Raw genomic sequence first — 20,853 nt, forward strand, 5'->3', positions numbered from 1 at the left:
TTAAACCGCGTATGATATAATATTACGGAAAACGCACGTCCTGTTATTGTGTGGTCCAGGTGTCCGCGCGAGCGGATCGGCCGCACGAAATTTTTAAGGCAGGACGGAGGTTTAACCTGAAGGAGGATTTTACCATGGGCGTAGTATCAATGAAGCAACTTCTCGAAGCGGGTGTTCACTTTGGTCACCAGACCAGGAGATGGAACCCCAAGATGGCGCGTTACATCTTTACCGAGCGTAACGGCATCTACATCATCGACCTGCAGAAGACCGTCAAAAAGCTGGACGAGGCGTACATGTTCGTGCGCGATCTGTCCATGAACGGCGGCGAGGTCCTGTTCGTCGGCACCAAGAAGCAGGCCGGCGAGTCGATCCGCGAGGAGGCAACCCGCGCCGGCGCGCACTTTGTCAACGCCAGATGGCTGGGCGGCATGCTGACCAACTTTAAGACCATCCGCCGCAGAATCGACCGTCTCGCGCAGCTGCGCAAGATGGAGGAGGACGGCACCTTCGAGCGCCTGCCCAAGAAGGAAGTCATCAAGCTGCGTCTCGAGATCGAGAAGCTTGAGAAATTCATGGGCGGTATCAAAAACATGAAGAAGCTCCCGGCGGCCCTCTTTATCGTCGACCCGAGAAAAGAGCGGATCGCCGTCTCCGAGGCGAAGAACCTCGGCATTCCGATCGTCGCGATTGTCGATACCAACTGCGACCCGGACGAGATCGATTACGTTATCCCCGGCAACGACGACGCCATCCGTGCCGTCAAGCTGATCTCCGCGACCATGGCCGATGCGATCCTCGAGGGCAAGCAGGGCCAGCAGGGCGCCGCCGCCGAAGAGGCCGAGGCGAAGGAGAACGAGGCCGACGAGCCTGTCAAAGCGAAATAATTCTGTATTATTGATAAAGAATCAGGGAGGAAATACCAATGGCATTTACTGCTAAGGACGTTGCCGCTCTGCGTGAGAGAACCGGCTGCGGCATGATGGACTGCAAAAAAGCGCTGACCGAAGCGAATGGCGATATGGACAAGGCGATCGAATTCCTCAGAGAGAAGGGCCTTGCCGCCGCCGCCAAGAAGGCCGGCCGTATCGCGGCCGAGGGCCTGGTATACGCCTATGAGAACGGGAACGTCGGCGTGGTGATCGAGGTCAACGCCGAGACCGACTTCGTGGCGAAGAACGATTCCTTCGTCGCCTTTGTCGAGACCTGCGCCAAGACGGTGGCCGAGCAGAAGCCGGCCGACGTCGCCGCGCTGCTCGAGTGCAAGGCTTCGGGCGCGGATGAGACGGTGGCCGATCTGCTCAGAGAGAAGATCCTGACCATCGGCGAGAACATGAACATCCGCCGCTTCGCCCGCTACGAGGGCCACCTCGTGACCTATATCCACGGCGGCGGCCGGATCGGCGTCATGGTCAACTTCGACACCGACGATGCGACCGCTTCCAAGGACGGCTTCAAGGCCTATGCCAAGGACATTGCCATGCAGATCGCGGCGGCCACCCCGACCTATGTACGCAAGGAAGAGGTCCCCTCCGAGATCATCGACAAGGAGAAGGAAATCCTCACCGCCCAAGCGATCAACGAGGGCAAGCCCGCCAACATCGCCGAGAAGATGGTCAACGGCAGAATCCAGAAGTACTACAAGGAAGTCTGCCTTGTCGACCAGGCTTTCATCAAGGACGGCGATCTGTCTGTTGCACAGTACACCGACAAGATCGGCGAGGAGCTGGGCGGCAAGATCGCGATCGTCAGCTTTGTGCGCTTCGAGAAGGGCGAGGGCCTCGAGAAGAGAGAGGACAACTTTGCCGACGAAGTCGCTTCGATGATGAAATAAGGAACAATCGCTGAAAAAGGCTGGAACCAATCGGTTCCAGCCTTTTTTTGTCGTTGGGAAGGGGCTTCCCGCCGAAGGGAGCTCAGTCTTGCCGCTCCTGGCGCTTTTGGTAGAGAAGCTGTGCCGCCCGCCCGAGGATCAGGCCCTGTTCCACCGCGTCGAGCTGCCGGAACAGGTCGAGCAGCTGTTCTTCATTCTTTTCCCGGGCAATCGGGGCGGGGGAGGCTTCCTGCTCACCCGTCAGCAGAAAATGTTCGGAGCAGGAAAGAAAATCTGCAATTGCAGATATATACCGGGCCGGCGGATCGGTCCCGCGCCGCTTCCAGGCGCTGAGCGTCTTTTCTGATATTTTGGTATGCTGAGAGAGTTCTTTCTGGGTATATTGGGACTCCTCCAGCAGATGAAAAAAGCGTTCGTTGATGGTCAATTCGTTCACCTCATATAAAAGAACCCACCGGTTCTCTCTTCCTTATTCTTTGCAGAAAAGATCATTACAGTAAAAAATGTCGAAAATAACTACAAATGCAGTTGACAAATCAACAAATGAAGATTATAATAAAAATGCACGAAAATCCGGAATGATAAAGGGGAAAAGGGGATAGATTGACCTTTCCGCATTCTCCTGTGATTCCGGGAAAAAGCAGAAATAAAAATAAACCCCGGTTCTGATCCAAGATACCATCCCAAAGGGGGAACCGCGGCCGGGAATATGTTGTATGAAACCTCCCTCCGTATAGGGGGAGATAAAAACGGAATAAACGCCGGGACCGGAGGAGGCGCCTTCGTGTCCTCTGGTTTGTTATACCATTCTTTTTCCACCGAAAAGGTTATGCGCGGCCGTACGCGGCGCATCCCCCTGCCGGCGGAGGATGTTATTTTTTTACCCAAAATGCGTTTAACCCCGGCGGAGGGACCGGCTTTCAGGATTTTTCCAGCCGCCCGGATACGCCGGGTTGGCGATAAGGAACAAAAAAGATATTGAATAAACGGGATTTTATTCCAATATATATATTCTAGCATCAACTGGTGTATTGCGCAAGGATTGTGTACAAACATTCTTTCGACATGGGTTCCTGCTTGTCACCTTATCTGGGTGTTAACGTCCGTTAACATATATTTCAGTAAAGACATGAGGAGGTTTACTACATGAAGAAGACCCTATCACTCTTGCTGGCTGCGTCCATGCTCGCTTCGATGGTGGCTGGCTGCGGCGGCTCTCCCGCGGCTTCGTCTTCCGAGGCTCCCGCGAGCAGCGCGGCCCCGGCTGCGTCCGAGGCTTCCAGCGAAGCGCCCGAGAGCCAGGCGGCTCCGACGGGCGAGAAGAAGGAGCTCACTCTCTGGCACTACCATGACGGCGACCTGAGCACCCTGGCCAAGGAGTACTGCGACGAGTACTCGGCGCAAAGTGATGTGGCAAACGTCACCTCGGTGCAGTTGCCCTTCGGCGATTTCAAGAAGCAGCTTTCGGTCGGCTCGGCTGCCGGCAGCCTGCCCAACATGGTGTTTATCGACAACTGCGACTGTGTTGCCTACTCCGCGATGGGGATGTTCAAGGACATCACCGAGCAGATGAAGGACAACGAGGACATCCACGACTATTATGAGCAGATCCTCAATACCTGCTACTACGAGGGCAAGATGTACGCGGTCCCGGCGAACTCGAACAACATGCAGATCTACTACAACAAGGATATGTTCGACGCGGCCGGCATCACCAAAACCCCCGAGACCTGGGATGAGCTCAAGGCGGACGCCAAAACCCTGACCAAGGACGGTGTCTACGGCTTCGGCATGTGCGCGGTGGGCAATGAGGAAGGCACCTTCCAGTACCTGCCCTTCCAGTACACCGCCGGCGGCGACAGCTACCAGCTCGACAGCGAATCCGGCATCAAGGCCATGACCCTGCTCGCCGACATGGTGCAGGACGGCTCGATGCCCAAGGACGTTGTCATGTGGTCCCAGTCCGATGTGCAGACCCAGTTCAAGGCCGGCCGCCTCGCCATGATGTTCATGGGCTGCTGGGCGATCGGCGGGCTCGAGAAGGGCCAGGAGGACGGCTCGGTCGCCTTCGAGTGGGATAACTTTGCCATTCCGAAGGACGCCACCTACGGCTCGGTCTACGGCGGCGAGAACCTTGCGATCGTCAAGGGCGACGGCGAGGAAGAGTCGGTCGATTTCCTCAAATGGTTCATGGAGTACGACCGCAACAAGAAGTGGAACATCGATTCCGGCCACTTCATCCCGCGTGAGAAGACCCTGAGCGATCCCGACTTCACCGACCGTCCGCACTGGAAGGTCGTCATCGACCTGATCCCGTATACCAACGCCCGTCCGGCGGATCCAAAGTGGCCTGAAATTTCGCTGGGCTACCAGCAGGCCCTCCAGGAGGCCCTGACCCTGCAAAGCACTCCCGACCAGGCGTGCAAGAACGGCCAGGCGGTCATCGACGCGGCCAGAGCATAAACTGAAAATCTCATAGGGGTGCGGGGGATAGATCGGCCCGTTTGCGAGGCGCGCCCCATTTCCAATTGAGGTAGGAGGTAGAGGGTACATTTTATACCGTTTTCATTTTGTCCCCGGTATGATCTGTACCCTCTGCTTTATTTTTGCCAAAATTCGGCCAAGCATGCGAAAAACCGCCCCGCCGGGGCGCTTCATGGCGGATCATTACGGGAAGGGAGCGCATGTGCTTTTGACGGATGAAAGATTTTAGGAAATTGAGGTGATAACCGTGAGAAAGAAAAAACATTACCTGAATACCGACCGGGTGGGCTATGGCTTTGTGTTACCCGCGCTGCTGTTCATGGGGGTATTCATCGTCTTCCCAATCGTCTACAACTTTATCCTTTCCTTCCAGCAGGTCGACGTGATGACCCTGATGTCCCCCCACAAGGAGTGGATCGGGTTTCAAAACTATAAGAATGTGATCGGGAGCCAGTATCTGCTCAAGTCCTTAAAGAACACCCTGATTTTCACGGTGGGGTGTATCTTCTTCCAGTTTACCATCGGCTTTGCGCTGGCCATCCTCTTTAACGGCCCGGCCAAATGCCTCAAGCCGATCAGCGGGCTGACTATGATCAGCTACATCATGCCCGCGACGGTCACCGCGATTCTTTTTAAATTCATGTTCGCCACCAGCGGCGGCATCTTCAACGAGCTGGGGCTCAGCCTCGGGCTGATCCAGGAGCCGATCGAGTGGCTCCTCAAACCGGATACCGCCATGTGGTCGGTCATCATTACCAACACCTGGTCGGGCATCCCCTTCAACATGATTTTGCTGCTTTCAGGTCTGACCACCATCCCGACCGAGATTTACGAAAGCGCGGTCATCGACGGAGCCAACAGCATCCAGAAGTTCTTCAAGATCACCCTGCCGATGATGAAATCCTCCATCGAGGCGGTGCTGGTGCTCGGCTTCGTCTACACCTTCAAATGCTTCGAGCTGATCTACGTCATGACCACCGGCGGCCCGGTCTATTCCACCGAGCTGATGAGCATCTACTCCTACCGGCGGTCCTTCATGGAGTTTAATTTCAGCGAGGGCGGTGCGATCGCCAACATCCTGTTTTTGATCCTCTTCGTCATCGGCCTGTTCTATACCAAGACCATTGGAAAGGAGGAGCTGATGTAATGTTCAGTTACCGTTTTAAAAGAAGAGCGGGCAGGGTGATCCCCATCATTATCGCGGTGATCCTTTTCATCATCATGCTCTTCCCGCTGTATTGGATGTTTACCTGTTCGCTCAAGACCGAGACTGAGATTTTTGCGCGGCCGCCCTACATGCTGCCGCCGCATCCGACGCTGAACGCCTATATCTCCCAGCTGACCATGGTGGAGAGCTTCCCGATCATCCCGTCGTTTAAGAACAGCATGGTGATCTCCCTGGCGACCATGGCCATCTCGGTGGTGCTCTCCACCCTGGCATCCTATGGGCTTGCGCGGTATGACATCAAATTTAAAAAATCGATTATTTTCCTGTTCCTGGTTTCCCAGATGCTGCCGCAGGTCTTCACCCTGGTGCCCAACTTTATCATTTTCAAGCACATCGGGATTTACAACACCTACTGGGCGCCCATCTTCGCCAATTGCACCACCGCCATTCCGTTTTCCATTTTAATGCTGCGCACCTACTTCCTCAACATCCCCAAGGAGGTGGACGACGCGGCCCTGATCGACGGGTGCAACCCGCTGACCTCCTTTTTCAGGGTCATGCTGCCCATCGCCTCGACCGGCGTGGTGGTGTCCTTCGTGTTCTCGTTCCTGTTCGGTTACGCGGACATGATGTACAGCCTGACCTTCGTCAACGACGCTTCCAAGTGGCCGGTGACCACCGGTATTTATAACGTGGTGGGCCGCTACGGGATCGAATGGAGCCGGGCGATGGCCTTCGGGTGCCTTGCCGTGGCCCCGGTCGTCATCATCTTTTTGCTGATGCAGCGCTACATTGTCGAGGGTCTGGCCTCGGGCGCCGTCAAGGGCTAAAAAACGTCTGGAAAATTTCTTCAAAATATTCTTCAAAATTACCGAATAAAGTACAATCCTGAATCGTCGGTTTTTCCTATTCTTTTTATAAGGAGAGATTCGGACAAATCTGAGTTACAAAGAACCCAAACAACAGGAGAGGAGCAAGAATAAATGGTAATCGACGTACATACGCATGCGGAATTCATGGAGCCAATGTACAAGGGGGACGAGGTGACCCGGCAGCGCAAGGAGATCATGGGGCGGGAGTTCCTGGGATACAGCGACATCTCGATGGCGCTGTTCCAGATGGACCATGCGGGGATCGACAAGCGGGTGCTGCTGCCGCTGGATTTGACCACGCAGTACGGCTGCACCATCGTCTCGAACGATGAGATGAAGAAACTGGTGGAGGAGGCGCCGGAGCGCTTCATCGGCTTTGCCAGCGTGGACCCCTACCGGGAGGACGCCATCAAGGAGCTGGACCACGCCTTCGGGGAGCTGGGGCTCTCGGGGCTCAAGCTCAACCCCTCGAAGCAGAAGTTCTACCCCACCGATTCGATCATGAAGCCGGTCTACGAGAAATGCATCGAGTACGGCAAGCCCATCCTGTTCCATTGCGGGACCTCCTGGGAGCCGAACACCCCGGCGAAGTACTCGAAGCCCCTGTGCTTCGAGGAGGTGGCCATCGAGTATCCGGAACTCCGGATCGGCCTGGCGCATTTCGGCTGGCCCTGGGTGCAGGACACCGCGATGATATTGCTCAAGTACCCGAACGTCTACGCCGACACCTCCATGCTCTACTGCGACCGGGCGAAGGACTTCTTCCACCAGATCTTCAAGGTGGACCTCAGCCCGCTGTGGATTGAAAACATGTTCTCGGATAAGGTGATGTTCGGCTCGAACTCGCCGCGCTTCGGGGAAGAGGACATGAAGTACGGGCTCGAGAAGCTGGGGCTGCGTGAAAGAACGCTTGCGAAGGTCCTGGGCGGCAACGCGATGAAATTCTTAGGGATGGAGGACTAAAGGCCATGAAAATGAAACTGGACTCGTTTGAGCTGCGCACCAAGAACGAATTCGATATGATCAACATCACCGAGCGGGTGCATAAGTTTGTGGAGGAGAGCGGGATCGAAGAGGGGATGGTCTATGTGATGACCGCCCACACGACGACGAGCATTATCGTCAACGAGAGCTTGCCCTGCCTCGAGACGGACATCGAGGAGAAGCTCGAGGAGATGGTTCCGAAGGACGCGCAGTATGCGCACAACCACTTCCTGCCGAGCTACGGTGCGACGGGCGGGAACTGCCCGGGGCATCTGAAGAGCATGCTCTGCAACTACTTTGCCTACTTCCCGGTCAAGGAGGGGAAGGTGGTGCGCGGCCGGGCGCAGGAGATCTATTTCGCCGAGTTCGATGGAATCCAGGACCGCACGGTCTACATGCAGGTGGTAGGGGAATAACCCCTTCACCATTAGACGGCGTCCGGCTCCAAAAGAGCCGGACTTTGCCGGACAGCTGCCTAGAAAGGGAGGATTCACGATGAGAGTAGCCGCAGTAGGCGACAACTGCATCGATATTTACAAGGAACAAAACCGGTATTACCCGACGGGGAACTGTGTGGATTTCGCGGTGAATATCCGTAAGCTCGGCGTGGAGGTCACAGTCGTCAGCCTGACGGGCACCGACCACTATGGCGACGAGCTGATCGAAATGCTCAAAAAGTACGACGTGGACGTCAGCCACCTGCACCGCAAGGAGGGGAAGACGGGCACGGTGCTCATGCAGCTGGTGGGGAACGACAGGCTGCACACCATCAGCGATCCGGGCGTCTTCGCGGACTTCGACCTGACGAAAGAGGACCTCGAGTTCATCAAGGGGTACGACGTGATCCACAGCGTGATCTGGGGGAACGTCAATCAGTATATGAAGACCTTCAAGGAGTGGGGGAAGACGATCGTCTACGACTTCGCCACCGACCTTGACGATCCCGAGATCCAGAAGCTGCTGCCCTATGTGGACTATGGCTTCTTCTCCTACAAGCAGGATGATGATTTCATCCGGGAGTATCTGAAGGATTGCTGCGAAAAGGGCTTAAAAGTCGCGATCGCAACCTTGGGCGAGCACGGGAGCATAGCCTATGACGGGAAGAAGTACTACCTGCAGGAGGCGCTGCCGGTGACGGTGGTGAACACCGTGGGGGCCGGGGACAGCTTCATTTCGGGCTACACCTACGGGGTGATTGGGGGACAGGACGTGCCCGGCTGCCTGCGCAGCGGAGCCGAGATGTCCGCCAAAATCATCCAGCTCTTCGATCCCTATTGATTGAACGGAAAGGGGCAAAAACTTGAACAAGCTTAAAAAGAACAAGATCGCCGGCATGAATATCTGCTATAAATTCTTCTCCCTGAAGTATTTCCTGGACTCGATGGTCCGGGTTGGGACCGAGAGCATAGAATTCTGGGGCGGCTTCCCGCATCAGTATATCGACGACATCTCCCACCCGCCCATCGGGGAGGTCAAAAAAATGATCGAGGAGCGGGGCCTTCGCCTCAACTGCTACACCCCGGAGCAGCTGCTCTACACCTACAATATCGCATCGCCCGAGAGGGACATCCGGGAGAAGAGCGTCGAGTTTTTCCGCAAGAACATCTACGCCGCCTACAAGCTCGGCACGCGCAAGGTGCTGATGACCAGCGGCTGGGCCTACGAGGACTACGATAAGGAGGAGGCCTGGAAGTACTCAAGGGAATCCCTCTTCGAGCTCGGGGAGTATGCCCAGCACCTGGGGATGACCATCGCGCTGGAGAATTTGCAGCATGTGGAGAGCAACCTGGTCTATTCCCTCCCGGCGCTCAAAAAAATGCTGAGCGAGCTTCGGCACCCGAACATCAAGGCGATGGTGGACACCGTACCCATGCATCTGATGGGGGAGACGATGGCGGACTATCTCGACGCGTTCGGCCAGGACCTGGTCCATGTGCACCTGGTGGACGGCGCGCCCACCGGGCATATGGCCTGGGGGGACGGCGAGCTGCCGCTCGACGAGGACATGAAGACGCTCTGCGAGTGGGATTACCAGTACACCGTGACCTTCGAGCTGGCCCACGACAGCTACCTCTTCGACCCCGAGCCTGCGATGAAGCGCAGCTTCGAGCGGGTCAAACCCTATATTGAGTAAACGGTTCCGGGAGGGCGGCAATTTCGCGCAGCGATACCGGCACGAAACATCCGGAAAGGAATGGTCATTCAAATGAAAATTGCAGCCGTCGGATTTTGCTGTATCGACGAGTACAAGGAGCTCGGCCGCCGTTATCCCACCGGCAACGGGGTGGACTGCGTGATCAACCTGGCCAAGAAGGGGATATCCGCTTCGGTGGTCAGCGCGGTGGGGAACGACGAGTATGGCAAGGAGATGTTCGAGGTACTAAAGCGCTACGGGATCGACGCCTCCCACCTGCATGTGCGGGAGGGGAAGACCTCGCTGATGGAGATGGGGTTAAACGGGAACGACCGGGTTCATCTGTATAACCACCGCGGCGTGATGGCGGACTTTGCCCTGACGCCGGAAGACGTCGCTTTCATCAAACAGCATGAATACCTGCACACCGACTATGACGGAAGGATCGCTCCCCAGCTCCAGGAATTTCGCAAGGCCGGGGTGAAGGTGGTCTTCGACTTCTCGGTGCACTACCAAAAGCGGGAAAACACCGATGCAATTATGAAGGAGACCGATTACGCGTTCCTGTCCTACGAGCGCCGGGACTCCTTCATCGAGGACTATCTGCGCCGCGCCAAGGCTTTGGGCGCGGGGATTGTGACCGCAACCCTGGGGGAAAACGGGAGCCTTTGCTACGACGGGGAACGCTTTTATGAGCAGCCCGCCATCCCGGCCGAGGTGGTCAACACCGTCGGGGCGGGGGACAGCTTTGTGGCCGGCTTCATGTATGGGGTCATGCGGGGCTGGGACATCCCGCGCTGCCTTTACAGCGGCACCGAGACCGCCAACGCGATCGTGCAGAAATTTGAGCCCTATTAATAATCATGGAGGTAGACGACAATGGAGAAACTTGGGAAAAAGCAGCTGAGCGGGATGAATATCCACTATAAGTTTTACACCCTCGAGTATTTCCTCGACTCGATGGTGCGTCTCGGAGTGGAGAGCGTAGAGCTCTGGGGAGCCTATCCCCACCAGCTCAACAAGCTGATCGACGATAAATCCTATCCGCCGGTCAAGGATGTGAAGCGGATGATCGAGGAGCGCGGCCTCAACCTCGTCTGCTACACCCCCGAGCAGGTGATCTATCCGATCAACATCGCGGCCAAGGAATCCTTCATGCGCGACTTCAGCATCCGCTACTTTAGGGACTGCCTGGAGACCGCCGCCGAGCTCGGGACCGACCGCATGCTCGTCACCCCGGGCTGGGGCTACTTCGACGAGCCGGTCGAAGAGGCGTGGGCGCGCTGCCGGGAATCGCTGCAGATTTTGGGCGAGCACGCAGAGAAATGCGGGATCATGATCGCCCTGGAAAACCTGCGCACCGACGAGAGCAACCTCGTCTATAACCTGCCCACCCTGAAACGGATGCTTGAGGAGGTGGGCCACCCCTACGTCAAGGGGATGGTGGACACCATCCCGATGGCGATTAACGGCGAGACTGTGGGGGATTACCTCAAGGGACTGGGTGACGATCTGATCCATATCCACTTCCTGGACGGCGCCCCGCGCGGGCACCTGGCCTGGGGGGATGGAATCCTGCCGCTGGACAAGTACATGAAGGAGATTTTCGAGGCCGGCTATCAGGGCGCGCTTTCACTGGAGATCACCGACAACCGGTACGTCTTCGAGCCCGACGAGGCCGTGCGCAAATGCGCCGAGGCGATCGGGGCTTATATGTAAACCGCTTGGAAATTTTTGATACCACGGCTGTTCATTTTAGTGTCTGCCGGGGGCGATCCCGGCAAGAAATGGAGGGTAACAAATGGTAATCGACGTACACGTACATCCCGGTTTCTACGGCACCATCAGCAAGGATCCCGGGGAGGTCGAGCTGCGCAAGAAGGCGGCCGGATGGGATTTGATGTCCCCCCATCCGGAAAAGGTGACCTTCACCCAGATGGATGCCTTCGGCGTGGATAAGCTGGTGCTTCTGCCGCTGGACCTCACCACCACCATGGGCGGCTGGGTCTGCACCAACGAGGAGATCAAGACGCTCGTGGACCTGGCGCCGGAGCGCTTCATCGGCTTTGCCAGCGTGGACCCGCGGCGCAAGGATGCTCCTGAAGTGCTCGAGCATGCCTTTAAAAACCTCGGGCTTTGCGGACTGAAGCTCAATCCTTGCAAGCAGGCCTTTTTCCCGGCCGATCCGATGATGGACCCGATTTATAAGCTGTGTCAAAAATATAACAAGCCCATCATGTTCCATGCGGGCATGTCCTGGGAGCCGAACTGCCTGATGAAATACGGCCATCCCTTAAACTTCGAGGAAGTTGCACAGCGCTACCCCGAGGTGCGCATGTGTATGGCGCACTTCGGCTGGCCCTGGGCGGTGGAGACGGCGGCGCTGATCTTAAAGTACCCCAATCTCTACACCGATACCGCGGCGCTCTATATGGATTCGCCCGAGGCGTTTATGGACCAGATCTTCAACAGGACCTGGGGACCGCTGTGGTTTGAGCACAACTTCGCGGACAAAGTGATGTTCGGCTCGAACAACCCGCGCTTCCGCAGCGCGCGGATCAAGCGGGGGCTGGACAGCATAGAGATGCGCGAAGAGACGCGCGAGAAGCTGCTCGGCGGCAACGCGCTGCGCTTCCTGGGAATGGAGGGCTAAACTTGAAAGATGAATCTTTCAAGATTGGAAAGGAATGGTCATTTCAATGGTAAAGACAACGACAATCGAGCTGCTCAGCAAAAAGGAATTCGAGCTGATCAAGATCACCGGGGATGTGCGCCGCCTGGTGGAGGAGAGCGGGATCCAAAACGGCGTGGTCTATGTCATTACGGCGCACACCACCACCGGTATTATCGTCAACGAGAGCCTCTCCTGTTTGGAAATCGACATCGAGGAGATGCTCGAGCGGATGGTCCCCACCGTCTACCCCTACGCGCACTCCCACTTTCTACCCAGCTACGGGGCGACCGGCGGGAACGCACCCGGCCACCTCAAGAGCCTGCTGGCGGGGAACCATGCGGTCCTGCCCGTGATGGACGGCAAGCTTTACTGCGGGCGGGCACAGGACATTTACTTCGCCGAATTCGACGGCGTGCAAAGCCGTAAGGTGTTCATCACCGTGATGGGCGAATAGTTTTAGATAGCCTCCAGTTTAAAGGGGGCCCGCAAACGGCAATCGCCGTTTGCGGGCCCCCTCTTTGTATGGGCGTTTTAGTTCAGCGCCGCGATATAATCCACAGCGGCCTGGCTGATCGCCTTGCCGATTTTCAGCATGTTGGCTTCGTTGCAGATCTGCTCGTACTCCTCCGGATTGGGCATGAACCCGAGCTCACAGAGGATGGCCGGTGCGAGGGTGGTGCGGCAGACCACATAGTAGCCCTCTTCCGTACCGCGGTCGTCCCGACCCGAAGCGTCCAGGATATGCTCGAGAAAGACACCGGCCATCTTCTCGGAAATGTCGTTGTAGTGAAAGACCATGCTGCCCTTCGCCTTTCCGGGGTCGATGTTTTCATTCAGGGAATTGTGGTGCAGAGAAATGAAGAGATCGGCATCGTGCCGCTCGGTGAAGCCGACGCGCTCGGTCAACTCCAGGAAGTCCTCGTCGCTCTCCCGGGTGAGGAAGACGTTCGCGCCCAGTCCCTCGAGGTATCTTGCCACGATGTGGGCGATGTACATATTGGCGTTCTTCTCCATCGGCCCGGTCACCCCGGCCAGTCCCAGGGCGCCCACGTCTAAAGCCCCATGCCCGGGATCGACGACGATGTTGAGTCCCAGCAGCGGCCGCCCCTTGACGGAAGAAATCTGCGGCTTACCGGTGAAGCGGATGACGGTGGTGTTTTCGTCCTCATACTCGACGTTGTATCCGAAGTAGGATTCCGCCCCTTTTTTGCAGGTGAAGGTCAGCGTCCCGGCGCCGTCGTTCTTGGCGGTGATGGAATCAAAGAACCGGCTCTCGGCGGGGAGGACCCCGTTTGCGACGCCGTAGGTGTCGAACAGGCGGATGGTAAAGTTCCCGTCCTGCTTATCATCCACGACGAAGGAGGCGGCGGCGCTCCCGTGCAGAACAATCGCTTCATCCCCGCCATCCTGTTCTGCCGCGCGGTACTGGGCCGAGGTGACGGTGTTCTCTGCGCTCTCAAGCCCGGTGTCGAGGGTCACCTCGCTCTTCTTGATGAAGCCCCCAAAGGAGGTCTTATAGTAGGTGTCGGTCTGGCCGGTGATCTCGCCGACGCTGCCCGCCTTGAGGCTGGTCATAAAGTTTCCGTTGGTCAAAGACTCGTCGAGCACCGTCCCCAGGTCCACCGAGACCTTGTAGACCGGGGTGCGTCCGGCCCCGTAGAGGTAGACGTCCCCCTGCGACTCGACCTCGGAGGTCTCGCCGTCGTATTCCAGCGTGTAGGTCACCCGGCCGAGGTTCTCAATTTCCCCTGCCGTCCCGGCGGGGAGCTTTACCTCCTTGCGGTAGACGACGGGGGTCCCGTCCTCGGCGCTGGAGGCGGCCTTCAGCTCGTAGCTTTCACCGTCCAGTGTGGCGCTCACGCTGCCGCCCGCGGGCGCGGTGCAGCGGAAGATCATCGCGAGACCCTCGCCCACCGCCTGGTTCGAGTCCGGCAGGGGCGGGGTATAGGTACTGATCTTGCTGATCTTGGTGGTTTCGTTCGCGTAGGGCCGGTAGATTTTCGCGGTGAGGGTCACGCCATCCTGCTCGAAGTCGTAGGTGTTGAGCCCCTCATCGACGTCCACCAGCACGCCGAAGGTGCCGTTTGAGCTTTGGCGCTCGAGCTCCTCCCCTTCGAAATAGACCGGCTTGCCGGGGTCGGAGGTACCGGTGATGTAGTAGCTGTCCCAGCTACGGTCGGGGATGGTCAGGCGGTCGCCGTCCAAGGGGCGGGTAAGCCGAAATTCGGTCGGGATTTCCAGGGAGGTGTCCGGCAGGATCTTTTTGTCGATATAGAGCATGGGGATGACGGCTTCCATCACGCTGTCGTTGCCCTTTAGCATGGAGTACCCGTCGAGCACGCCGCCCTGCAGCCCCTCGCAGTTGTTGACGAAGAGCATATCGCTAAGCGCCTCGGCGGTGGCCCCTTCGGCTTGCAGCGCGGTATAGACCGGGGTCTGGTATTTCTTTGCCGGGGTGAGGAAGGTCTCGAGCGCCGTGGCGTAGGGGGAGGCGAGGGCCCCGCCGGCCGAATCGCTCAGCGTTGGGGCGATGAAGTCCACGCTGACCCGGCAGGTATTGTCGAGGAATTTTTCCCGGTTCTGGGTACGTTCGGCCTTGTCCGAGAGCAGGAGCCCAAGCTGCTTGCCTTCGGCCTCCGTCACGTCCGACAGGTCGGACATCAGCGCCGCCAGATAGGTGTAAAACCCGTCGTAGTCGTTGACCTCGCTGTCGTCCGCGTCGCCGACCACGATCCCGGCCAGGGGATAGCTTTGCAGCAACTCCTGCGCGACTAAGAGCGCCTGCTTATGTACCTCGGGGTTGTCCGGGCGGTAATAGAGCTTCTCCCCGAAGGCGATGGTGCTCTCGGGGAACTCGCGCGCGGCGTTGCCCTTGGGGAGCTTGTCTGAGCTCATTCCCGCCGCGTAAGGGTTCACGACGGCGTAAACCGCGATCCCCTCGGCCGCGGCGCGCTCGGTGAGGATTTTCAGCGGGTCGAGCTTGCGCAAAAAGCCGGCGGAGAAGTTAAAATGCCCGCTTCTCGGCAGCAGCTCGGAGAGGTACATTGCCTGCCCACCCGGCGCGCTCTCGTAAAATATGGCGTTGAGGCTGCTCTCCTTGGCAAAGCCGACGATCTCGTCGGCCAGCGCCTCCAGCTCCTCGCGGTCCTGCTTTTGGGCGCTGGGATATTCCGCATTGGCGCCCGAGTGGACGATCAGGGCGCGCAGTACGTCGGGCGCCGCGGCAGCAGCCGAGACCGGCAGGGCGGATTCGCCGTCCTCCTGCGTCTCCCTACAGCCGGAAAAGGAAAGCAGCAGCGCGCCGCTCAGCAGAATGGCCAGGGTCTTATGAAAGAGTCGTTTCATCGTGATTTGGACCTCCGTATGGTTTGGGAGCCTAAAGCTCGAAATCTTCTTTGGTATAGCTCGGCAGCTTGGGCGCACGGGTGGGGATCCGCTTGAGCGGACAGTAAAGGAACCTGCGGCAGCTGCCATGCGGCGGGACGGGGCCGCGCTTCTCGCAGAGGTACTGGTTTTTATCCCGTGTGGGAAAGCCGAAGCGGCAATATTGGCAGGCGGGGGGGATTTCCTGGGAAAAGAAACTCTGGCGGAACATAAGCCCGGCCTCCTTCCTGATAGGCTGAGCTTTTATTCTACCAGATTTTCCGAAAGATTTCTACCGTTTTCCCGCTTTTGCGCTTTCCTTTTTGCTCTCTTTGGGGTCGAGCCGGGAGCCGAACAGGTAAAGCGGCGCACAGACCAACAGGAGCACCGCCCCGCTCACCAGCAGCAGGAGGATGGTGGCGATCGGCGTGTTGGGGTTATAATACCCCACCGGCGGATAGGGGTAATAGATTGGGTAGAAGGTCTGCTGCGCCAGATGCAGCGAGCGGTAGAGCGGCCAGAAGCCGCCCAGCGTAAGCAGGGCGTGCAGGAAGCGGCAGAGGGTAAAACGGCGAAAGGAGAGGCCCCGGCTACTCAAACAGGAACGCACCTGAAAATGGATCGAGAGCCCGGCGAAGGAGATCATCGGCGGAATCAGCACGGCCGGCAGCACCCCGGGCAGGGCAGCCGCCTGCAGGCAGCCGGTGGTCACCTCCATCATCCCGACGACGATGGCGCGCAGGGCGTCGCCCCCCAGCGCCGCGCCGGGCAGCAATGCGCTGAGGCGGTCCATCACCCCGCTGTAATCGAGCAGCTCGCCGCAGGCGGAGAAGAGAACCACGAAGGCACAGATCATGAGGATCCCGCTGGTGGCGTTGTTCACCGCAAGCACGAAGGCCTGCCCGGCCGGCAGCGCGGCCCCTTTGGAGCCGCCCTTTGGCGGAACGGGCGCGCGGCGTGAGAGGAATATCCCGATGAGCAGGGCGGACAAGATGTGCACCCCCAGCAGAGCGGCGCCGAAGGCGGGGGAGTGGAGCATGCGCGCCCCGATGGCCGTCACCACGAAGGAGGGTCCGGCATTGCAGCAAAAGCAGATCGCCCGTTCGGCCTGTTCCTTGTTGATCCTTCCGCTTTCGAGCATGCAGTCGATCGTCTTGGCCCCGACCGGGTATCCGCCGAGGAAGCTGAGCAGCACCACCGGGCCCATACATTCGGGGAGGCGCAGCAGGTGGCGGGTGAACAGTGACAGGGGGCGTGAGAGGAGCTCCCCCGCCGGGCTGAGCGCGATAAAACCGGAGACGGCCATAAAGAGATAGAGGGAAGGAATGATCACCTCGGCACAGGTGCGCAGCCCCCGCTTCACCCCCGCGGCGGCGGGCTCGCCCCAGGCCAGCAGCAGTATGCACAGCACGGCGCACCCGAGTGCCAGTGGCAGGTGGCGCAGCCGAAATTTCTCTTTCATCCGATCCTTCCTTTCTCTTAGCCGCAGACGTTACCTCACATTCATATGAGGGCAAGGCCGAAATTAAAACCGTCTAAGCGGGGAGGCGCGCTCATATAAATGGATATGAGGCGCCCGCGTAAAAAGGCGCAGAACGAGCAGGAAAGGAAGAGTGGGATGAGCGCGAAGCAGGGCATACGAAACCGCAGGCAACGCGAAGCGGAGCAGATGCAGCCCCCGAAGGAGAAAAAAACGCTGATCGGTTCCATTTTGCAGATGCCGGAGGCTTCTTTAAATAATATGTGCCAGATCGAGCTGATGTCCAACCGGGAGGCGCTGGTGGACGGCTGCAAGGGCGTGGTGGAATATAACGAGGACTTTATCCGCTTAAATCTCGGCAATATGACGGTGCGCTTTTGCGGCCGGGCGCTGCAGCTGCGCAGCATGAGCGAGGAGAGCGTGGTCATCGAGGGGTACATCCAGTCGGTGGACTTCATCAATTAGCCGGTCGGGGGAATGAACATTGTTTATCAGACTGTTAAGATATATCAAAGGGGTCGTGCGTTTTTCGCTCAGCGGGGGATTTATCGAACGGTTTTTGAACCTGTGTACCCGCGCAGGGGTCCCGGTTTGGGATACGGTGCGCAGTAAAACGGGGGTCACAGCCTGCACCACGGCGGCGGGCTACAAGCGGCTGCGCCCCATCGCCAAGAAGACCGGGGTGCGCATGCGCCTGATCGAAAAGGGCGGTATGCCCTTTACCCGCTTCCGCTACCGCAAGAGGATCGGCCTGCTGGTGGGGGCGCTGCTCTTCGCACTCTTCCTCGGCGGGATGAGCCGGTTTATCTGGAATGTCGAGATCGAGGGGGCCGAGACGATTAAGGAGGAGTACCTGCTGGACAACCTGCGCAAGGTCGGGGTTTACGAGGGAGCCTATATCGGGTCGATCGACACCCTCAACGCAGAGAACCAGATGATGCTCCTCACCCCGCAGCTGAGCTGGATCGCGATCAACCTGCACGCCTCGAGCGCCACGGTGGAGATCAAGGAGCGCCAGATGGCCCCTGAGCTAATCGACAAAAAGTCGCCCTGCAACGTGGTGGCTGCGCGCACTGGGCAGATCAAGTATATGGAGGTCTACGAGGGGCAGCCCATGCTCAAGGTCGGGGACACGGTGCAGGAGGGCGAGATCATCGTCAGCAGCTACATCGAGGGAACTCAGATTAAGGAGCGGGGATACTTTACCCATGCGCGCGCCAAGGTGATCGCCGAATTCCAGGAGGACGTGCGCATAGCGGTCCCGCTGCGCGAGGAGCTGCGCACCCCCACCGGCGAGGTGGTCAGGAAGCGCAGCCTCCACCTCTTCGGGCTGGATATCCCGCTGCACCTGACCGGAGCGCCCAAATCGCCCAGCGAACGGGAGACCGAGACGGGGAGCCCCAAGCTCTTTGGGGTTAAAATCCCCTTGCAGATCACAACCGACACCTACCGGCTGGTGGAGGTCCATACCGCCACCCTGAGCGAGGCGCAGGCCAGGGAACAGGCGCTGGAGCAGCTTAACCAATATGAAAGCGATTTTTCGTCGATCGGGACCATCGCTTCCAAGACGGCCAGCGGCCGGCTTGAAGGGGAGGAATATGTGGTGGACGCCCAGTTCCTGTTACAGCAGGACATCGCCCGCCAGAAGGAAATCGACGTCGTGGAGGAACCCAGTGCACAGCCACCGGCGCAGAGCGGGGAAGCAAAACAGTAGGAAAGGAAAAAATTCTTAAAAAAACTGGCGGAAGTTCATAGAAAATCCTGAATTTTTTGTGAATTACTAAAAAGAATCAACACCCTGTGGCAAAGTGTGCTATAATAATGTGAGTAGTTTTATCACACGATGAAAAATGACATGGAAGAAAACGATACAGGGAGTCTTACACCAGATGGCGGAAAGAACGGTAGAAATCCAGAAGATCGAGCAGGCGCTGGCCCTGTTCGGCAACTTTGACTGCAACATCCGGCTGCTGGAGCGGGAGTTTGGGGTCGGCATGGTAAACCGGGCCGACCAGCTTAAAATCACCGGGGATGAACATTCGGTGCTGCTCTGCGAAAAGGCAGTGCACGCCCTGCTCGAAAGCCTGGAGCGTGGGGAGACGATCACCGAGCAGTCGGTGCGTTATTGTATCCAGATGGTGCGCGAGGGCAGCGAGGAGGAGCTCTCCTCCCTGGCGCAGGACTGTATCTGCATCACGGCCAAGGGGCGGCCGCTCAAGCCCCGCACCCTGGGCCAGAAGCAGTATAACGACATGATCTCCCAGAACACGGTGGTCTTCGGCGTCGGTCCCGCGGGTACCGGCAAGACCTATCTCGCGGTGGCCAGAGCAGTGCGAGCCTTCAAGGACCACCAGGTCAGCCGGATCATCCTGACCCGTCCCGCGGTGGAGGCGGGCGAGAAGCTCGGCTTCCTGCCGGGGGACTTGCAGAACAAGGTCGACCCCTATCTGCGCCCGCTTTACGACGCGCTCTTCGACATGCTGGGGGCCGAGGGCTTCACCCGTCTGCAGGAGCGCGGGAGCATCGAGGTCGCCCCTTTGGCTTATATGCGCGGCCGCACACTGGAGGACAGCTTCATCATCCTGGACGAGGCGCAGAACACCACCCCCGAGCAGATGAAGATGTTCCTCACCCGTCTGGGCACCAATTCCAAGGCGGTGGTCACCGGGGACATCACCCAGATCGACCTGCCCGACCACAAGGTCAGCGGCCTGGTCCAGGCATGCAGGATACTCAAAAATGTGGACGATATTGCGATCGTCTACTTTACCGAAAAAGACGTGGTACGCCACCGGCTGGTGCAGGACATCATCAAGGCGTATGAGAAGTATGAGGAGGGCAAAAGAAACAGGTCATGAGTGTTGTAAAAGTGATGATTTCGGACAGGCAGAAAGAGGTCAAGATTCCCACCGGCATCCGCCTTCTGATCCGGCGCAGCTGCCACGCGGTGCTGGAGATGGAGGGCTTTCATGAGCCCTGTGAGGTGAGCGTCAGCTTCATCGGAAACGACGAGATCCGCCAGCTTAACAAGGAATACCGCGACAAGGATGCGGTGACCGACGTGCTCTCCTTCCCGAATTCGGACAACGGGCAGTACGACCTCAATCCCGACACCGGCTGCTACATGCTGGGAGATATCGTGATCTCGGTGGCGCGCGCGGCCGAGCAGGCCGAGCAGTTCGGCCATTCGCTGCAGCGGGAGATTTCCTTTTTGACCGTCCACTCCATGCTCCATCTTTTGGGATACGACCACGAGCAGGGCGGGATCGAGCAGGTGCGCATGCGTGAGAAGGAAGAGGCCGTGCTCGCCAAGCTCGGGCTCGAGCGCAACGCAAGCTACGTGCTCGACGAAGATGAGTAGGCCGATCCGCAGCCTGCTCGGCAGCTTCAAGGTCGCCTTTTACGGGATTCGCTACTGTATCGCCAACGAGCGCAACATGCGCATTCACCTTTCGATCGCGCTGGGCGTGGTCTTTCTCTGCGCCTTTTATTCCTTTTCGGCGGCGCAGTATGCGCTGATCGTACTGCTGTTTTGCATGGTGATCGCGGCGGAGATGCTCAACACCGCCATCGAGACGGTGGTCAACCTCCTCTCGCCCGGCTATAACCACCTCGCCAAGCTGGCGAAGGACATCGCGGCCGGCGCGGTGCTGATCTGTGCCGTCGGCGCGGCGGTGATCGGGTTGATTCTTTTTTGCGATCCCGGCGGGATCGGACGGCTTCTGGCGGTCATGAGGGCGCATCCGGTCCTCTTCTTCGGCGGCGCGATCGGGTACCTTCTGCTGGCGGCGGCCTTTATTTTTGTACCGGAACAAAAACAAAACCCCAGGCAGGGGAAAAAAGATGAATAGGGAATGGGT

At 58.3% G+C, this 20,853-nt stretch carries 22 protein-coding genes; 18 read left to right on the forward strand and 4 right to left on the reverse strand.

What is annotated here, in order from left to right; translation table 11 throughout:
- The first annotated feature begins 134 nt into the window (after positions 1 to 134).
- Together rpsB and tsf are read left to right on the forward strand one after the other, a co-directional pair.
- Entirely contained in the window at positions 135 to 887 is a 753-nt protein-coding gene (gene rpsB, locus B5477_RS08030; RefSeq protein WP_079699190.1) for a 30S ribosomal protein S2, read from the forward strand.
- A 38-nt stretch (positions 888 to 925) separates the two neighbouring features.
- A complete protein-coding gene (gene tsf / locus B5477_RS08035) occupies positions 926 to 1,834 on the forward strand; it encodes a translation elongation factor Ts (protein ID WP_079699191.1) in 909 nt (302 codons plus the stop codon).
- A gap of 82 nt (positions 1,835 to 1,916) precedes the next feature.
- Here the strand turns inward: tsf and B5477_RS08040 are convergent, their stop codons facing one another.
- The gene (locus tag B5477_RS08040) at positions 1,917 to 2,261 is read right to left on the reverse strand and encodes a helix-turn-helix domain-containing protein (protein ID WP_159448974.1); all 345 of its coding nucleotides are present in this window, start codon (positions 2,259 to 2,261) and stop codon (positions 1,917 to 1,919) included.
- 719 nt (positions 2,262 to 2,980) lie between these two features.
- Here B5477_RS08040 and B5477_RS08045 point away from each other — a divergent pair.
- From B5477_RS08045 to B5477_RS08095, 11 genes are all read left to right on the forward strand, one after another.
- Positions 2,981 to 4,297 (forward strand): extracellular solute-binding protein, encoded by a 1,317-nt coding sequence (locus B5477_RS08045; protein WP_079699193.1) that lies wholly within the window; start codon positions 2,981 to 2,983, stop codon positions 4,295 to 4,297.
- Positions 4,298 to 4,565: 268 nt separating this feature from the next.
- Positions 4,566 to 5,465 (forward strand): carbohydrate ABC transporter permease, encoded by a 900-nt coding sequence (locus B5477_RS08050; RefSeq protein WP_341455989.1) that lies wholly within the window; start codon positions 4,566 to 4,568, stop codon positions 5,463 to 5,465.
- Positions 5,465 to 6,316, forward strand: a complete 852-nt coding sequence (locus B5477_RS08055; protein ID WP_079699194.1) for a carbohydrate ABC transporter permease — start codon at positions 5,465 to 5,467, stop codon at positions 6,314 to 6,316. The genes B5477_RS08050 and B5477_RS08055 overlap by 1 nt, the downstream gene beginning before the upstream one ends.
- Before the next feature lie 153 nt (positions 6,317 to 6,469).
- Entirely contained in the window at positions 6,470 to 7,321 is an 852-nt protein-coding gene (locus tag B5477_RS08060; protein ID WP_079699195.1) for an amidohydrolase family protein, read from the forward strand.
- Between the two features lie 5 nt (positions 7,322 to 7,326).
- Positions 7,327 to 7,758 carry a secondary thiamine-phosphate synthase enzyme YjbQ gene (locus tag B5477_RS08065; protein ID WP_079699196.1) on the forward strand — a complete coding sequence of 144 codons (432 nt, stop codon included), beginning with the start codon at positions 7,327 to 7,329 and terminating at the stop codon, positions 7,756 to 7,758.
- A gap of 79 nt (positions 7,759 to 7,837) precedes the next feature.
- Positions 7,838 to 8,620: a fructoselysine 6-kinase gene (gene frlD / locus B5477_RS08070; protein ID WP_079699197.1), complete on the forward strand. Its 783-nt coding sequence runs from the start codon at positions 7,838 to 7,840 to the stop codon at positions 8,618 to 8,620.
- A 22-nt stretch (positions 8,621 to 8,642) separates the two neighbouring features.
- Complete coding sequence (locus B5477_RS08075) at positions 8,643 to 9,476, forward strand: sugar phosphate isomerase/epimerase family protein (RefSeq protein WP_079699198.1); 834 nt, start codon at positions 8,643 to 8,645, stop codon at positions 9,474 to 9,476.
- Positions 9,477 to 9,548: 72 nt separating this feature from the next.
- On the forward strand, positions 9,549 to 10,334 hold the full coding sequence (gene frlD, locus B5477_RS08080; RefSeq protein ID WP_079699199.1) for a fructoselysine 6-kinase: 786 nt from the start codon (positions 9,549 to 9,551) through the stop codon (positions 10,332 to 10,334).
- Positions 10,335 to 10,355: 21 nt separating this feature from the next.
- The gene (locus B5477_RS08085) at positions 10,356 to 11,195 is read left to right on the forward strand and encodes a sugar phosphate isomerase/epimerase family protein (protein ID WP_079699200.1); all 840 of its coding nucleotides are present in this window, start codon (positions 10,356 to 10,358) and stop codon (positions 11,193 to 11,195) included.
- An 82-nt stretch (positions 11,196 to 11,277) separates the two neighbouring features.
- Positions 11,278 to 12,129 (forward strand): amidohydrolase family protein, encoded by an 852-nt coding sequence (locus B5477_RS08090; protein ID WP_079699201.1) that lies wholly within the window; start codon positions 11,278 to 11,280, stop codon positions 12,127 to 12,129.
- Positions 12,130 to 12,175: 46 nt separating this feature from the next.
- Entirely contained in the window at positions 12,176 to 12,604 is a 429-nt protein-coding gene (locus B5477_RS08095) for a secondary thiamine-phosphate synthase enzyme YjbQ (RefSeq protein WP_079699202.1), read from the forward strand.
- 77 nt (positions 12,605 to 12,681) lie between these two features.
- Here B5477_RS08095 and B5477_RS08100 read toward each other — a convergent pair whose 3' ends face one another.
- The 3 genes from B5477_RS08100 to B5477_RS08110 are packed head-to-tail and all read right to left on the reverse strand — an operon-like array spanning position 12,682 to position 16,975.
- Positions 12,682 to 15,495: an N-acetylmuramoyl-L-alanine amidase gene (locus B5477_RS08100; RefSeq protein ID WP_159448975.1), complete on the reverse strand. Its 2,814-nt coding sequence runs from the start codon at positions 15,493 to 15,495 to the stop codon at positions 12,682 to 12,684.
- A gap of 31 nt (positions 15,496 to 15,526) precedes the next feature.
- Complete coding sequence (locus B5477_RS08105) at positions 15,527 to 15,745, reverse strand: hypothetical protein (protein ID WP_079699204.1); 219 nt, start codon at positions 15,743 to 15,745, stop codon at positions 15,527 to 15,529.
- 60 nt (positions 15,746 to 15,805) lie between these two features.
- On the reverse strand, positions 15,806 to 16,975 hold the full coding sequence (locus tag B5477_RS08110; protein ID WP_079699205.1) for a hypothetical protein: 1,170 nt from the start codon (positions 16,973 to 16,975) through the stop codon (positions 15,806 to 15,808).
- A 156-nt stretch (positions 16,976 to 17,131) separates the two neighbouring features.
- Between B5477_RS08110 and B5477_RS08115 the strand changes: the two genes are divergently transcribed.
- From B5477_RS08115 to B5477_RS08135, 5 genes are all read left to right on the forward strand, one after another.
- The gene (locus tag B5477_RS08115; protein ID WP_159448976.1) at positions 17,132 to 17,458 is read left to right on the forward strand and encodes a YabP/YqfC family sporulation protein; all 327 of its coding nucleotides are present in this window, start codon (positions 17,132 to 17,134) and stop codon (positions 17,456 to 17,458) included.
- 19 nt (positions 17,459 to 17,477) lie between these two features.
- The gene (locus tag B5477_RS08120; RefSeq protein WP_079699207.1) at positions 17,478 to 18,707 is read left to right on the forward strand and encodes a sporulation protein YqfD; all 1,230 of its coding nucleotides are present in this window, start codon (positions 17,478 to 17,480) and stop codon (positions 18,705 to 18,707) included.
- 175 nt (positions 18,708 to 18,882) lie between these two features.
- Positions 18,883 to 19,851 (forward strand): PhoH family protein, encoded by a 969-nt coding sequence (locus B5477_RS08125; protein WP_079699208.1) that lies wholly within the window; start codon positions 18,883 to 18,885, stop codon positions 19,849 to 19,851.
- Positions 19,848 to 20,354: an rRNA maturation RNase YbeY gene (ybeY, locus tag B5477_RS08130; protein ID WP_079699209.1), complete on the forward strand. Its 507-nt coding sequence runs from the start codon at positions 19,848 to 19,850 to the stop codon at positions 20,352 to 20,354. Before B5477_RS08125 ends, ybeY begins: the two co-directional genes overlap by 4 nt.
- Positions 20,347 to 20,844 (forward strand): diacylglycerol kinase family protein, encoded by a 498-nt coding sequence (locus B5477_RS08135; RefSeq protein ID WP_079699210.1) that lies wholly within the window; start codon positions 20,347 to 20,349, stop codon positions 20,842 to 20,844. Before ybeY ends, B5477_RS08135 begins: the two co-directional genes overlap by 8 nt.
- Positions 20,845 to 20,853: the final 9 nt, after the last annotated feature.

The sequence above is a fragment of the Provencibacterium massiliense genome (genome assembly GCF_900169495.1).
GTDB lineage: Bacteria > Bacillota > Clostridia > Oscillospirales > Ruminococcaceae > Harryflintia > Harryflintia acetispora.

Coding starts and splice junctions, on each gene's coding strand:
- B5477_RS08090 (WP_079699201.1), top strand. CDS start 11,278: ATGGTAATCGACGTACACGTACATCCCGGTTTCTACGGCACCATCAGC.
- frlD (WP_079699197.1), top strand. CDS start 7,838: ATGAGAGTAGCCGCAGTAGGCGACAACTGCATCGATATTTACAAGGAA.
- B5477_RS08045 (WP_079699193.1), top strand. CDS start 2,981: ATGAAGAAGACCCTATCACTCTTGCTGGCTGCGTCCATGCTCGCTTCG.
- B5477_RS08135 (WP_079699210.1), top strand. CDS start 20,347: ATGAGTAGGCCGATCCGCAGCCTGCTCGGCAGCTTCAAGGTCGCCTTT.
- B5477_RS08065 (WP_079699196.1), top strand. CDS start 7,327: ATGAAAATGAAACTGGACTCGTTTGAGCTGCGCACCAAGAACGAATTC.
- tsf (WP_079699191.1), top strand. CDS start 926: ATGGCATTTACTGCTAAGGACGTTGCCGCTCTGCGTGAGAGAACCGGC.
- ybeY (WP_079699209.1), top strand. CDS start 19,848: ATGAGTGTTGTAAAAGTGATGATTTCGGACAGGCAGAAAGAGGTCAAG.
- B5477_RS08125 (WP_079699208.1), top strand. CDS start 18,883: ATGGCGGAAAGAACGGTAGAAATCCAGAAGATCGAGCAGGCGCTGGCC.
- B5477_RS08095 (WP_079699202.1), top strand. CDS start 12,176: ATGGTAAAGACAACGACAATCGAGCTGCTCAGCAAAAAGGAATTCGAG.
- frlD (WP_079699199.1), top strand. CDS start 9,549: ATGAAAATTGCAGCCGTCGGATTTTGCTGTATCGACGAGTACAAGGAG.
- B5477_RS08060 (WP_079699195.1), top strand. CDS start 6,470: ATGGTAATCGACGTACATACGCATGCGGAATTCATGGAGCCAATGTAC.
- B5477_RS08055 (WP_079699194.1), top strand. CDS start 5,465: ATGTTCAGTTACCGTTTTAAAAGAAGAGCGGGCAGGGTGATCCCCATC.
- B5477_RS08085 (WP_079699200.1), top strand. CDS start 10,356: ATGGAGAAACTTGGGAAAAAGCAGCTGAGCGGGATGAATATCCACTAT.
- B5477_RS08105 (WP_079699204.1), bottom strand. CDS start 15,745: ATGTTCCGCCAGAGTTTCTTTTCCCAGGAAATCCCCCCCGCCTGCCAA.
- B5477_RS08110 (WP_079699205.1), bottom strand. CDS start 16,975: ATGAAAGAGAAATTTCGGCTGCGCCACCTGCCACTGGCACTCGGGTGC.
- B5477_RS08115 (WP_159448976.1), top strand. CDS start 17,132: ATGAGCGCGAAGCAGGGCATACGAAACCGCAGGCAACGCGAAGCGGAG.
- B5477_RS08100 (WP_159448975.1), bottom strand. CDS start 15,495: ATGAAACGACTCTTTCATAAGACCCTGGCCATTCTGCTGAGCGGCGCG.
- rpsB (WP_079699190.1), top strand. CDS start 135: ATGGGCGTAGTATCAATGAAGCAACTTCTCGAAGCGGGTGTTCACTTT.